The sequence below is a fragment of the Bradyrhizobium roseum genome (assembly GCF_030413175.1).
GTDB classification, from domain to species: domain Bacteria; phylum Pseudomonadota; class Alphaproteobacteria; order Rhizobiales; family Xanthobacteraceae; genus Bradyrhizobium; species Bradyrhizobium roseum.
On the sequence record NZ_CP129212.1, the window covers coordinates 1,561,232 to 1,573,551 of the forward strand.

General features: G+C 63.5%; 12 protein-coding genes and 1 pseudogene. 6 read left to right on the top strand and 7 right to left on the bottom strand.

What is annotated here, in order from left to right:
- The first annotated feature begins 137 nt into the window (after window positions 1–137).
- Entirely contained in the window at window positions 138–434 is a 297-nt protein-coding gene (locus QUH67_RS07330; protein WP_300946011.1) for a hypothetical protein, read from the top strand.
- A 398-nt stretch (window positions 435–832) separates the two neighbouring features.
- Here QUH67_RS07330 and QUH67_RS07335 read toward each other — a convergent pair whose 3' ends face one another.
- Window positions 833–1,282 carry a hypothetical protein gene (locus QUH67_RS07335; RefSeq protein WP_300946012.1) on the bottom strand — a complete coding sequence of 150 codons (450 nt, stop codon included), beginning with the start codon at window positions 1,280–1,282 and terminating at the stop codon, window positions 833–835.
- Window positions 1,283–1,489: 207 nt separating this feature from the next.
- On the opposite strand from QUH67_RS07335, the pseudogene QUH67_RS07340 reads away from it, so the two are divergent.
- Window positions 1,490–1,780: pseudogene (locus QUH67_RS07340) on the top strand (GNAT family N-acetyltransferase); the annotation flags it as partial.
- Between the two features lie 95 nt (window positions 1,781–1,875).
- Here the strand turns inward: QUH67_RS07340 and QUH67_RS07345 are convergent.
- The gene (locus QUH67_RS07345) at window positions 1,876–2,937 is read right to left on the bottom strand and encodes an AI-2E family transporter (protein WP_300946013.1); all 1,062 of its coding nucleotides are present in this window, start codon (window positions 2,935–2,937) and stop codon (window positions 1,876–1,878) included.
- A gap of 240 nt (window positions 2,938–3,177) precedes the next feature.
- The gene (locus QUH67_RS07350; RefSeq protein WP_300946014.1) at window positions 3,178–3,627 is read right to left on the bottom strand and encodes a cupredoxin domain-containing protein; all 450 of its coding nucleotides are present in this window, start codon (window positions 3,625–3,627) and stop codon (window positions 3,178–3,180) included.
- Window positions 3,628–3,765: 138 nt separating this feature from the next.
- Between QUH67_RS07350 and QUH67_RS07355 the strand changes: the two genes are divergently transcribed.
- Window positions 3,766–5,001 carry an MFS transporter gene (locus QUH67_RS07355; protein ID WP_300946015.1) on the top strand — a complete coding sequence of 412 codons (1,236 nt, stop codon included), beginning with the start codon at window positions 3,766–3,768 and terminating at the stop codon, window positions 4,999–5,001.
- Window positions 5,002–5,143: 142 nt separating this feature from the next.
- The gene (locus QUH67_RS07360; RefSeq protein WP_300946016.1) at window positions 5,144–6,877 is read left to right on the top strand and encodes a patatin-like phospholipase domain-containing protein; all 1,734 of its coding nucleotides are present in this window, start codon (window positions 5,144–5,146) and stop codon (window positions 6,875–6,877) included.
- 111 nt (window positions 6,878–6,988) lie between these two features.
- On the opposite strand, the gene QUH67_RS07365 is transcribed toward QUH67_RS07360, so the two are convergent.
- From QUH67_RS07365 to QUH67_RS07380, 4 genes are all read right to left on the bottom strand, one after another.
- Window positions 6,989–7,393: a DUF4864 domain-containing protein gene (locus tag QUH67_RS07365; RefSeq protein WP_300946017.1), complete on the bottom strand. Its 405-nt coding sequence runs from the start codon at window positions 7,391–7,393 to the stop codon at window positions 6,989–6,991.
- Between the two features lie 123 nt (window positions 7,394–7,516).
- Complete coding sequence (locus QUH67_RS07370) at window positions 7,517–7,744, bottom strand: hypothetical protein (protein WP_300946018.1); 228 nt, start codon at window positions 7,742–7,744, stop codon at window positions 7,517–7,519.
- Window positions 7,745–7,859: 115 nt separating this feature from the next.
- The gene (locus tag QUH67_RS07375; RefSeq protein WP_300946020.1) at window positions 7,860–8,738 is read right to left on the bottom strand and encodes a BKACE family enzyme; all 879 of its coding nucleotides are present in this window, start codon (window positions 8,736–8,738) and stop codon (window positions 7,860–7,862) included.
- A 12-nt stretch (window positions 8,739–8,750) separates the two neighbouring features.
- Window positions 8,751–9,299 (bottom strand): cupin domain-containing protein, encoded by a 549-nt coding sequence (locus QUH67_RS07380; RefSeq protein WP_214492342.1) that lies wholly within the window; start codon window positions 9,297–9,299, stop codon window positions 8,751–8,753.
- A 153-nt stretch (window positions 9,300–9,452) separates the two neighbouring features.
- Between QUH67_RS07380 and QUH67_RS07385 the strand changes: the two genes are divergently transcribed.
- Window positions 9,453–10,781, top strand: coding sequence for an aspartate aminotransferase family protein (locus QUH67_RS07385; RefSeq protein WP_300946021.1), 1,329 nt, complete (start codon window positions 9,453–9,455; stop codon window positions 10,779–10,781).
- 156 nt (window positions 10,782–10,937) lie between these two features.
- Window positions 10,938–12,203 (top strand): D-amino acid dehydrogenase, encoded by a 1,266-nt coding sequence (locus QUH67_RS07390; RefSeq protein WP_300946022.1) that lies wholly within the window; start codon window positions 10,938–10,940, stop codon window positions 12,201–12,203.
- The last annotated feature ends 117 nt before the right edge of the window (window positions 12,204–12,320 follow it).

The following is a 12,320-nucleotide window of genomic DNA, read 5'->3' on the forward strand; positions in this document are numbered from 1 at the left end:
CCCGCCGCGAGTCGGAATCGAGCCCCGCGAGCAAGTTCAATCCGCTGGATGCGCAGGCATCCATTTCAGAAAATTCCGATACGCAGCCGAAGGCAAAGCCTGAAATCGCCGGGCGTGCGCCGGCGTCCAACGGCACCTTGACCGCGGATGATCTGCGTGCGTGGGGAAGCAACAAGACCGCGATGCTGGCTGAGCCGGTCCTGACGATCATGGATCGCTGGCCTGATCAAGAATTGCAGCAACAACGCGCCGTGCCGGCGCCGGCGGCGCAGTCGTCATCCACGAACGGTGGCCGGACGGCCTTGATGGTGATCATCCTGATCATGGCATTGTCGGCGGTGCTGATGACGACCTTGAGGAAGAAGGCCGGCACGTGGCGACTGCCCTTCTGGCCGACCAGGACGTCCCGAAAAGGGACCGCAGCCTGGTACTGACGCAGCAGACCTGATTCGCCGCCCGGTCTGCCTTGCGGCGCTTCGCGAAGTTCATGCCGCAGATATATCCGAAGGTCATGGCTCGGCCCGAGCGTGGCGCCGGGATAGCTGCCGCCGAACGTGGGTTCGTTCTCCACCACAAGAACGTCGGCGCCAAAATGATGCGCCGTGATCGCTGTCTTCAGCCCCGCTGCGCCCGGAGCCGATGACCAGCACGTCGCATGATATGGCTTCCATTTGTCCCCGCTCCCCCTGGGTAGCGTGAAAGCGAAACCCACCATCCTGTCGAATGGAATAGATGATGGGTCTCCATTTCTCGAATCCCGTGTGCGGAGGCATGAAGGTATCGCTTTCGCTCCACCCCTCCGACGGGAGGCGGGCTGCCGCTGTCGGCGGCCTCAATCGCAGTAGGACCACCCGCCATAGCCATCGTCGCAGCGTGCCCGCGCGCGAGCACGATAGGGCACGGGCAGCGGCGGCCGCGGCGCATATTCGTAGTCATAGTCCTGCGCGTAGCGTTCACGGGGGTAATAGGATTCCTGAGCGTAGTAACGCTCGGAATAGGCGGGCGCCCGGTTGACATAGACAGGCCGTGCGGCGTAGCCGGCTCCGTAGTCGCCATACACGGCCGCCGGCGCGCGGTAGGCAGGATCCACGCCGTACGTTGGCTGACGATATCCATAGCCGGGTTCCGCGTGCGGCCGATGAGTCTGGCCGGAGCGCACATAGACGTTCGCGGCTGGCGCATAGATTCCGCCGGGCGCGACGTAAACGGATGACAGGTCGCTGGCGGCGCCGGCCGCCGAGTACAGGATACAGCAAGCCAGCGTGAGCGATGTTCGGTACATGAGTGACGCCTCCAACTATGCAGCCCCGCAGCCAGCATGGGTTAATTTTCGCTAAACAATGCACAGCACGCAATGATATTTTGCGCGAGGAAGTGTGCCATTTCTGGACTGTGCATATCGTCACGTTGCGAATTTCACTCACGCGATTTGTTCATAATCGCAATTCGCAAGGTGGCGGCCGAAGCGATGCATTCGAGGATCGTCGTCATGAACACCTTCACGATACGATCGATGCGGCCGGAGGAAATTTCACTGGCCGTCGGCTGGCTGCAGCGGAAGGCTGGAATCCCGGCGTCGCGGATGCTTCGCGCTTTGCGTCCGTCGATCCCTAAGGTTTTCTGATCGGCGAACTTGGCGGCGCGCCGGCCGCGACCCGTCTCCTGCGTCAACTACGATGCGCGCTTTGCCTTTCTCGGCTTCTACACCGTGCGCGCGGATCTGAGCGGCAGCAGCCTTGGTGTGCGGATATCGAACGCGGCGATCGCGCATGCCGGCGCGCTGTTCGAGACCGCGCGGATGTACACCGGCGCGATTGCGCCGCTGCGGCTGGATCGGGTGTTCGGCGTGACGACTTTTGAACGGGGTTAGATGTGCTACGGGCCGGTGACGTCCGGCTCCTGCCGCGACGTTACGAAAATTTGCCAGCTCACCATGAACATCGCGGCGATGACCGGACCGATGACAAAGCCGTTGAGGCCGAATACTTCGATGCCGCCGAGCGTGGAGATCAGCACCACGTAGTCCGGCAGTCGCGAGCCCTTGCCGACCAGGAAGGGCCGCAGCAGATTGTCCACCAGCCCGATAACGAGCACGCCATAGACGATCAAGCCGATGCCCTGCCAGATCGCGCCGGTGGCCAAGAAGTAGATCGCGACCGGAAGCCAGACCAGCGTGGCGCCGATCGCGGGGATCAGCGACAGGAACGCCATCAGCACCGCCCATAGCAACGCGGCATGGATGCCGAGGAACCAGAACGCGATGCCGCCGAGCATGCCTTGCGCCATCGCGACGAGGATGCCGCCTTTTACCGTCGCGCGAACCACGTCGGCGAACCGGGTGAACAGCGCGGCCTTCTGCTCGCCGCGCAGCGGAATGGCTTCCCTGATCGCTCCCGCCAGCGTCTTGCCGTCACGCAACAGGAAGAACAGCAAGTACAGCATGATGCCGAGGCGGATCACGAACTCGAACGTGTTCATCCCGATGCTCAGCGCCTGCGGCGCGAGAATCTGCCCGCCCGTCATCAGGCCCGAGGCGAGCTTTTCGCGCAGCGCCGACAGGTCGGTCAGATTGAACCGCGCGATCAATCCGGTGGCCCAGGCCGGCAACGCGTCGAGGATCCGCTGCAGGTAGCTGCCGGGATTGTATTCGCCCGACTGCATCTTCGCGAACAGGCCTGACGCTTCCTGCGCCAGCGAGGTCGCGACGATGGCGAGCGGCAGGATGACGATGGCGATAATGATCAGGACGGTGACCGCGGACGCGAGGCTCGGTCTGTCCGGCATCGATTGCAGCAGCCTGCGATGCACCGGCGCGAACAGCACCGCCACGACGACCGCCCACAAAACGGCGCCGTAGAACGGGTACAGCACCCACGCGAACGCCACGGTGACGACCATGAGCAGCAGCAGAAAACCCCGATGTTCGATCACTTGCACGTCCCGTTCGTTGGCTTGCATTGCGGCTGCGTCGCCGGATGACGGTCCCGGCGTTGTCCAATGCCTTGTCGCATGGTGCTGACGGGTTTTGCGGGGTCCATCGTTGGGCAGGCCCGCAGGCCGTCCCTGTTTGGCTCTGCCTTATCCTACGACTGCGGCGCAATGTCGAGTTGTCGGATGCGCTCGTTTGGTGCGGCGAGGCGGCCGCGCTTCGCGTTTACGGTCCTGTCAGTCGTTCGCTCACTTTACCACGATCTGGCCGATCATGCCGCCGTCGCGATGTCCGGGGATCAGACACGAATATTCGAACGTGCCGGCCTTGGTGAATTTCCAGACGATCTCGGCCGATTTCGCCGGCGCCAGCCTAACGCCGTTCGGTTCGTCGTGTTCCATCTGCGGATTTTTCTTCATCTCCTCGGCGTGCTTCAGGTTCTCGTCCGTGGTGGCGAGCAGGAATTCGTGCTCTTCCTTGCCGACGTTGCGGATCACAAAGCGGATCTGCTCGCCGCGCTTTACCTGGATTTGCGAAGGCGCATAGGCCATCTCGCTCATTTCAACTTGAATCGTGCGCGCAGGCTTTTTGGGATTGCCGGGCTCGCCCGCCGCAAAGCTGTGGTGGGCGTGCTGATCGTGGCTGCTCGCCGCCAGCGGCCATGCCGCCAAGGCGGCAAGTGCGAGGAGGGTGGTCATGCGTTTCTTCATCGGATGTTCCTTCTCTCAAGGGGATGCAGCTTAAGCGCTGGGGCGCTGTCCCACCACATCTGCATGCCCAATATCGCGGCAATATGGCTTGACCTTGCGCAATTTGCCGCCGAAGTTGCGTGTGCCGTGGCAATTTCCTCTGAACTCACCCGAGATTCCGACCTGTTTATTCCCGACTCGCGCCGGGCGTGGCTGCGGCTTGCCGTCGCGGTGCTGATCGGTTCGCTCGGCAGCGTTGGCATGTGGTCGGTGGTGGTGGCGCTTCCCGCGGTGCAGACCGAGTTCGCCGCCAGCCGCGGCACCGCTTCGCTGGCCTTCACCATGGTGATGCTGGGATTCGGCTCCGGCGGCGTGCTGACCGGCAAGATCACCGACCGCTACGGCATCGTCACCGCGATCGGACTCGGCATCGGCATTTTGGGGCTCGGCTATGTCGTCGCCGGCATGTCATCCTCGATCTGGCAGTTCATCCTGGTGCACTTCGCGATCGGGCTGTCCTCGTCGGCCACCTTTGGGCCGTTGATGGCGGAGGCTTCGCACTGGTTCGACCGCTACCGGGGACTGGCGGTCGCCATCGCCGCCAGCGGCAACTACATCGGCGGCACGATCTGGCCGCCCCTGGTGAATTTCGGCATGGAGCGGATGGGCTGGCGTACCAGCCATATCGTGGTCGGCATTTTCACCGCGGTGGCGATGACGCTGGCGCTGATCGGCTTGCGCATGCTGATGGGGGCGGGCGCGCGGCGCGATCACGTCAACGCGCCGCCGCCGCGCGTCGATCTGCGGCTTTCCACCAATGCGCTGACCGCGATCCTCGGGCTCGCCAGCATCGCCTGCTGCGTGGCGATGGCGATGCCGCAGGTTCACATCGTCGCCTATTGCGGCGATCTCGGCTATGGCGTGGCGCGCGGCGCGGAGATGTTGTCGCTGATGCTGGGCTTCGGCATCATCAGCCGCATCGGAAGCGGTTTTCTCGCCGACAAGATCGGCGGCATTCGCACGCTGCTGATCGGCTCGGTGGCACAAGGCACTGCGCTGCTGTTCTACCTGTTCTTCGACGGCCTGACCTCGCTCTACATCATCTCGGCGATGTTCGGCCTGTTCCAGGGCGGCATCGTGCCGAGCTACGCGATCATCGTGCGCGAGGCGATGCCGGCCTCGGAGGCCGCGACCCGCGTCGGCATCGTGATCTTCGCTTCGGTGTTCGGCATGTCGTTCGGCGGCTGGATCTCGGGCTTTATCTTCGACGCCACCGGCTCCTATGCCGCCGCCTTCGCCAACGGGATGGCGTGGAACGCGCTCAACGTCGCGATCATGCTGCTGCTGTTGATGCGCGCGCGGCAGCGGCTGGCGATGGCGTAAGGCCATACCGGCGCAACGCTTTCCGTCAAGCTTCCCCGACCAGGGCAAGCGGCCGACCGCGATGCAGCGACGCGGAGCGCGTCATTCTACTTGAGATTGATCGAGCCGCGTAGCACCATACGCCTTTTCCGTGGAGGTGATCATGGCAGACCAGGCATCGCGATACGGGAAGCCCGAGAAAACCTGCGACATCGTGATGAAAGGCGGGATCACGAGCGGGGTGGTCTATCCGCTTGCACTGGCAACCCTGGCCGAGAAGTATCGATTTTCAAACATCGGGGGTACGTCGGCCGGAGCCATTGCTGCTGCGGCGGCGGCCGCGGCGGAGTATGGGCGTCATACTCCGGGTGCCGGGTTTGACCGGCTGGCCAAGATCCCAAACGAGGTGGGGCCGGGCTTGCTCTCTATGTTTCAACCGGTGCCGTCGCTAAGGCCGCTGTTCAATGTATTCATCGCCGCTCTCAAATCGGGGTGGAGACGGCGCGTCGCGGTAATCTGGTCCGCGATTCGCGGATATTGGTCGAGCGCCTTGTTTGGTCTCGCACCGGGCGTCGCCGTCGCTTGGTGGTATGGCGGCGATGTCGGTTTCATGGCGTTCGGCGCGTTGCTTGCGCTAACCGGCCTGGTCGTCGCGATCGTCCGGCGGCTGCTGAAAGCCGCCCAGGTCGAACTCCCCGCCAGCGACTTTGGCCTTTGTCCCGGAATCAGCCAGCCCTATTCGTCGCGCGAAGGGTTCACCGACTGGCTCGCACGGCTCATCAATGAGGCCGCAGGACGGAAGACGACGGACGACCCGCTGACCTTCGGCGATTTGTCTGCCGAGCATGACGGCCGGCCGGTCATTCGGCTGGCGATGATGACGACCAGCCTGATGGAGCAACGCCCTTACACGTTGCCCTTCCCGGAGAGCGAGCACCGCTTCGTGTTTGCAAAGAGCGAGTGGGCGCGAATTTTTCCGCGCTGGATCATGGAATTTCTCACCCGCAAATGCACCCCTCTCGAAGGGCACCCCGATGGTTCCGTCGAGTACTACTACTTTCCCGATCCGGCACGACTTCCCCTCGTTGTCGGCGCCCGGATGAGCCTGAGCTTTCCGTTCCTGATATCCGCGGTGCCATTGTGGCGCAAAGACTTCACGCTGGTCGACGTGACCGAACAACAAAAGCTGCGACGATGCCTGTTCAGCGACGGCGGACTGTCAAGCAATTTTCCGATTCATTTCTTTGATCGCCTCCTGCCGAACAATCCGACATTCGCCATCTCCCTAGATGACTACTACGAGAAGCGAAGCCAGGGCCGCGACCGCGTCTGGCTGCCGAAAGACGCCCGCGGTGGAATCCTGTTGCCGGTTCAACCGATCGACGGCCTGAGCGGATTTGCGATGCGGCTGGTGATGTCGGCCAAGGACTGGCAGGACAATCTGCAGAGCACGCTTCCTGGATACCGTGAGCGCATCGCGCATGTCGTCCTCAAGCCGGAGGAGGGCGGACTTAATCTGACCATGGACGAAGCAACCATACGGCAACTCGTGAAATTCGGCGAACGGGCAGGTGAGAAACTCAAGGACGAATTCGACCTCGATGCCCATCGCTGGCGGCGCTTCCTGGTTGCCATGGCGCGGATGGAGGAAACCCTCGACGACGTCGCGCGGGCCCATCAGGACTTGCCGGATGGTTCTGAAGGATTTGCGCGCTTCCTCGCCCGATACGCCGGGGTTGCAACCTCCTACCAGCAGAAACCACCGATGCTCGCCGAGATAGTGAAGCGGGCGACCGAACTGGCTGCCTTAGGAATGAGCTGGCAAGCAAAGCCCAATATTCGCGATGGCGATTTGCCAAGGCCCGGTACCAATCTCCGGATCACGCCGAAATACTGACGGCGGCCGGCAAGCCTTGGCGTTAGCAAGCCTTGGCGACGGCGATGGCGACGGCGATTCGCCGCCTGTCGTCCGCCATGGACTGCGGTGCGGCAGGTGTGGTGGCGCCGACTAAACCGCCTGTCCCGCCTTCAGCAGCGAGCATCCCGTGATCTTCAGGCTGCCGTCGCTCTGCTGCTCCAGCGTATACATCGCCTCCCAGGCCTCGCCATTGTCGTCGACGATATGGACACGTTGCGCGATCCGGCCGCCGGCTGAGCGTGCCTCGCCGAATTCGAAACTCTTGTGGCGGTGGATCGGCGGATAGGCCTGCTGCACCATCTGCAGGAAGATGTCGGCCTGCGGAAACAATTGCTTGATCTCGGGCGCGGCATGCGAATAGGCCGCCGCGGCATCGCCACGAGCCAGCGCCTGTTCCTGCTCGCGGATCACGTTCTGCGCGGCAGCGACATCGTCGGCCAAGGCGGGCGCGGCGAGGCCGAAGACAAAGACGAAAAGCAGGACGATGGCACGCATGGGGCTACTCCGGTGTCGATGCCCATGAGATACGTTCTACATCGCAACCGGTTTCCTCGCCGCGCCCTTGCCCCGCCGGGAAGCGTTGTCAAAGCAGGGCGGACAGGGTCACTGACGGATTCATCAAGCCCGGCCGCGTGTCGGGCTTTCGTCCAGCGCAAAATCGGCAGTGGAACGCGGTGCCTGAATGTCGCCGTTACGACGGCCATCCTGCAGCGCCTTTTCCGCCTCGAGGGCCACCATGCCGAGCAGGTAGGTCAGAAACGGCAGTTCAGCCTCCTCCGCCAGATCGCGGAGTTGCTTGGACGTGAGGCCGACATGCGAAATAACGTTCAGCTTTCTGCCGTCCATAACTGCCCCGTGAGTGACTGAAATCAGTGTCTGAAATCGCGGGGACCATAGGTGCTAAATTATGCTTCGGGCATCCGGGATACTACTGGAACAAGCGGGCGATTGCGTGGCAACGTTATGAACTGTCGTCTGCCAGCGTCTGTCGCATTTCAGCAGGCGAGGCCGGCTCGGCGCCGTGCTCGCGCACCATCCGCACCGCCTCTTCGACCATTTCGAGGTTGCTCGTCCTTGCACCGAGTGGCGCATCCTCCAGGCCGACGCGAATATGGCCGCCACGTGCAACCGTTTCGGCGATCAGGGGCCGAATATCGGCGCTGACGCCCGCGATCATCCAGGGCGCGCCGGGCGCTTCTTCCTCCAGAAGCGCCAGATAGGCCGAGAGCGCATACGGTTTGGGCGGAAAGCCGACCGCGATCTGGTTGCAGAACATGAGGCGATAGATCGGAATCCGTGTACCGGCCGCGCGGGCCAGCGCTGCGCCGGCGCGCAGGAAGCCGGGTTCGTAGATCGCGAAATCCGGGTGGAGCCTGTGCCGCACGGCAAAGTCGAGCACATAGCGGATATGATTCTCGGGGTTCATGTAGGTGCCGGCCGGCTTCGCCGCTGATGTGGTGGATGTCAGCGTGAAGTTGACGCTGCCGGGATCCACCAGCGCGAATTCGAGCAGGCCGCGCTCGGCCAGCGCTTCGATATGGGCGTAGCGCGCGCGTATGTCGGCAAGGCCTGCGTCGCCGTCCGTCATGAATGCCGGGTAGGAGGGATAGACGGGGACATCGACCTGGTTGCGAATGCCTTCGATGATGCGCGCATACACCTGCCAATCGTGGGTCTGCGGGCCGCCGCCGTCATAAGCGTGGACGTGAACGATGGTGGCGCCGGCGCGCGCGCAGGCGACGCCCTCGGCCACGATCGTCTCGACCGTATCGGGAATGCCGAATTGAAACCTGCGGCTCCAGGCGCCATTCAGCGCCGCCTCGATCCAGACCTTGCGCATGATGTCGTCTCCTCAAAACGTCGGCGGCGTGCAGGCCGAGATCACTTCGCACGGCTTGCCGCCGACGCAGCGGAAGCGATGCGGGCGGCGGCTCTCGAAATAATAGGCGTCGCCGGGATCGAGGATGCGGCGCTCGTCGTCGACGGTCACCTCCAGTCGGCCCGAGACCACGATGCCGCCTTCCTCGCCGTCATGGGTCAGCGGCACGCGGCCGGTGTCGCTGCCGGGCTCATAGCGTTCCTTCAGGATTTGCAGGCTCCGGCCGAACAGGTTATCGCCGACTTGGCGGAACGAGATCGGCTTCTTGCCGATCTCGGTCAATTCGTCGGCGCGATAAAACGCCTTGCGCGGCCGCTCCGGCTCGATGGCGAAGAACTCGGCGAGCCCCATCGGCAGGCCGTCGAGGATGCGCTTGAGCGCGCCGACACTTGGGTTCATCTGGTTCGATTCGATCAGCGAGATCGTCGAATTGGTGACGCCGGACCGCTTCGCGAGCTCGCGCTGCGACAGCTTGTGCCGGGCGCGAACGAAGCGGAGTCGCCCACCGATATCGACGCTCATCGGGAAATCCCTGTTGCAGGTGTTTCGGATCGAACAAATATGCCCTGACACACTTAACAAAATCAATGGGTTGCAGGACCCAAGAAAAGGACTTGTTGCGCCTTTTCGAGCGTGGCCCCGTGGGATCTTCAGCCGCCAGCCCAGGAGCCGCCCGTGACCATTCATCAGAAGCCGAACACCCTGCAAACCGACTCGTTCTGGATGCCGTTCACGGCCAACCGGCAGTTCAAGAAGGCGCCGCGGCTGTTCGCTTCCGCCGAGGGCATGCACTACACCACGGTCGACGGCCGCAAGGTGATCGACGCGTCGGCCGGCCTCTGGTGCGTCAACGCCGGCCATGGCCGCCGCCAGATCGCCACCGCCGTCGAGCGCAGCCTGACCAACCTCGACTTTGCGCCGTCGTTCAACATGGGCCATCCGGCGGCGTTCGATTTCGCCGAGCGGCTTGCCGAGATCGCGCCAAAGGGGCTCGACCGCATCTTCTTCACCAATTCCGGCTCCGAGTCGGTCGACACCGCGCTGAAGATCGCACTCGCCTATCAGCGCGCCATCGGACAGGCCACGCGGACGCGCCTGATCGGCCGCGAGCGCGGCTATCACGGCGTCGGTTTCGGCGGCATGTCGGTCGGCGGCATGGTGGCGAACCGCCGTGCGTTTGCGACCCATCTTCCCGGCGTCGATCACATTCGCCACACCCACGACCTCACCCGCAACGCCTTTGCAAAGGACCAGCCGGATCACGGCGCCGAACTCGCCGACGATGTCGAGCGGATGGTGGCACTGCATGGTGCCGATACCATCGCCGCCGTCATCGTCGAGCCGGTGCCGGGTTCGACCGCCGTGCTGCCGCCGCCGAAGGGCTATCTGCAGCGGCTGCGCGAGCTGTGCACCAAGCACGGCATCCTGCTGATCTTCGACGAGGTCATCACCGGCTTCGGTCGCCTCGGCGCGCCGTTCGCGGCAAATTATTTTGGCGTCACGCCGGACATGATGACGACCGCCAAGGGCATTACCAACGGCACGGTGCCCTGCGGCGCGGTGTTCGCCAGCCGCCAGATCCACGACGCGCTGATGAACGGCCCGGAGGGGACGATTGAGCTGTTCCACGGCTACACCTATTCGGCGCATCCGACCGCCTGCGCGGCGGGCCTCGCCACGCTCGACATCTACAAGGATGAAGGGCTTTTGACGCGCGGCGCGTCGATGGCCGAGTACTGGCGCGATGCGCTGCATTCGCTGAAAGGTCTGCCGAACGTGGTTGATATCCGCAACGTCGGCCTGATGGGCGCCGTCGAGGTTGCCCCGCGCAAGGAAGGGGTCGGCGCACGCGGCTATGATGTGATGGTCGATTGCTTCAACAACGGACTTTATCTGCGCATGAGCGGCGATTCCTTTGCGCTGTCGCCGCCCCTGATCGTCGAGAAGAGCCATATCGACGATATCGTTTCGATCCTCGGCGACGCCATCAAGCGCGTGGCCTGATCCTTGCTCTCCGAGTTTCGGTTCTGAATCAGAACCGAAACTCGAGCTGTTGTTTTGACGCGTTTTCTTCACGCGAACCGGTACCCACTTCGCTTGAAAACGCTACAGGAGCAACATAGGCCGCGGAAAATTCCCGCGGCGGATGTGTGAGGAATCGTGAAGACAATCGTTCTCGGCAGTGGCGTCATCGGCGTCACCACGGCCTATTATTTGGCGCGCGCCGGCCATGAGGTGACGGTCGTCGACCGTCAGGCAGAGCCTGCGCAGGAAACTTCGTTCGCCAATGCCGGCGAGGTGTCGCCCGGCTACTCGTCGCCGTGGGCTGGCCCCGGCGTGCCGGTGAAGGCCATCAAGTGGCTGTTGATGCGCCACGGCCCGCTGGTGATCTGGCCCAAGCTCGATCCTGTGATGTGGTGGTGGATGCTCAAGCTGCTGCGCAACTGCACGGCAGAACGTTACGCCATCAACAAGAGCCGGATGATTCCGATCGCGGAATACAGCCGCGATTGCCTGCGCGCGCTGCGGGCCGAGACCGGCATCACTTATGACGAGCGCAGCCAGGGCACGTTGCAGCTGTTCCGCAAGCAGAAGCAGCTCGACGGCACCGCCGACGATATCGCGGTGCTCAAGCAGTACGGCGTGCCGTATGAAGTGCTCGATCCCGCCGGCTGCATCGCTGCGGAGCCGGGGCTGGCCACCTCGGCCGTCAAGTTCGTCGGCGGGCTCAGGCTGCCGCAGGACGAGACCGGCGATTGCCACATGTTCACGCAGGCGCTTGCCAAAGAAGCAGCCAAGCTCGGCGTGCAGTTCAAGTTCAATACCGGGATCGAGCGGCTGGAGACGGAGGGCGACAGGATCACCGGCGTCGTCACCAGCGCGGGGCTGTTGCACGCCGATGCCTATGTCGCGGCGCTCGGAAGCTGGTCGCCGCGGATGCTCAAGCCGATCGGCATTTCCGTGCCGGTCTATCCCATCAAAGGCTATTCGATCACGGTGCCGATCGCCGGTGCCAATGGCGCGCCGGTATCGACCGTGATGGACGAGAGCTACAAGGTAGCGATCACGCGGCTCGGCGATCGCATCCGTGTCGGCGGCACGGCGGAAATCTCGGGCTATTCGTCGAGTCTCGACGCGGCGCGGCGCGCGACGCTCGAGCACTCCCTGACCGACATGTTTCCGCAGGGCGGTGATTTGAGCAAGGCGACGTTCTGGTGCGGCCTGCGCCCGATGACGCCCGACGGCCCGCCGATCATCGGCGCGACGCGCTACAGCAATCTGCACCTCAACACCGGCCACGGCACGCTGGGTTGGACCATGGCGTGCGGCTCCGGAAGGGTGCTGGCGGACCTGATGTCGGGGCGGAAGCCGGATATCGACGTGAGCGAACTCGTGGTGAGCCGGTACGAGCAGCGGTTCGGGTGAGAGCACCGGCGCCTGCCGCCGTCATTGCGAGTGCAGCGACTTGTCCGCCATAGCTCGAAGAGCGATGGCGGAGGCAATCCATCGTGCAGCATAGCGGATGAATGGATTTCGTCGTCG

Bases quoted from the DNA above. Each gene is read 5' to 3' on its own strand.
- QUH67_RS07360 (WP_300946016.1), top strand. From the start codon at position 5,144: ATGGCAGACCAGGCATCGCGATACGGGAAGCCCGAGAAAACCTGCGAC.
- QUH67_RS07365 (WP_300946017.1), bottom strand. From the start codon at position 7,393: ATGCGTGCCATCGTCCTGCTTTTCGTCTTTGTCTTCGGCCTCGCCGCG.
- QUH67_RS07350 (WP_300946014.1), bottom strand. From the start codon at position 3,627: ATGACCACCCTCCTCGCACTTGCCGCCTTGGCGGCATGGCCGCTGGCG.
- QUH67_RS07375 (WP_300946020.1), bottom strand. From the start codon at position 8,738: ATGCGCAAGGTCTGGATCGAGGCGGCGCTGAATGGCGCCTGGAGCCGC.
- QUH67_RS07370 (WP_300946018.1), bottom strand. From the start codon at position 7,744: ATGGACGGCAGAAAGCTGAACGTTATTTCGCATGTCGGCCTCACGTCC.
- QUH67_RS07380 (WP_214492342.1), bottom strand. From the start codon at position 9,299: ATGAGCGTCGATATCGGTGGGCGACTCCGCTTCGTTCGCGCCCGGCAC.
- QUH67_RS07335 (WP_300946012.1), bottom strand. From the start codon at position 1,282: ATGTACCGAACATCGCTCACGCTGGCTTGCTGTATCCTGTACTCGGCG.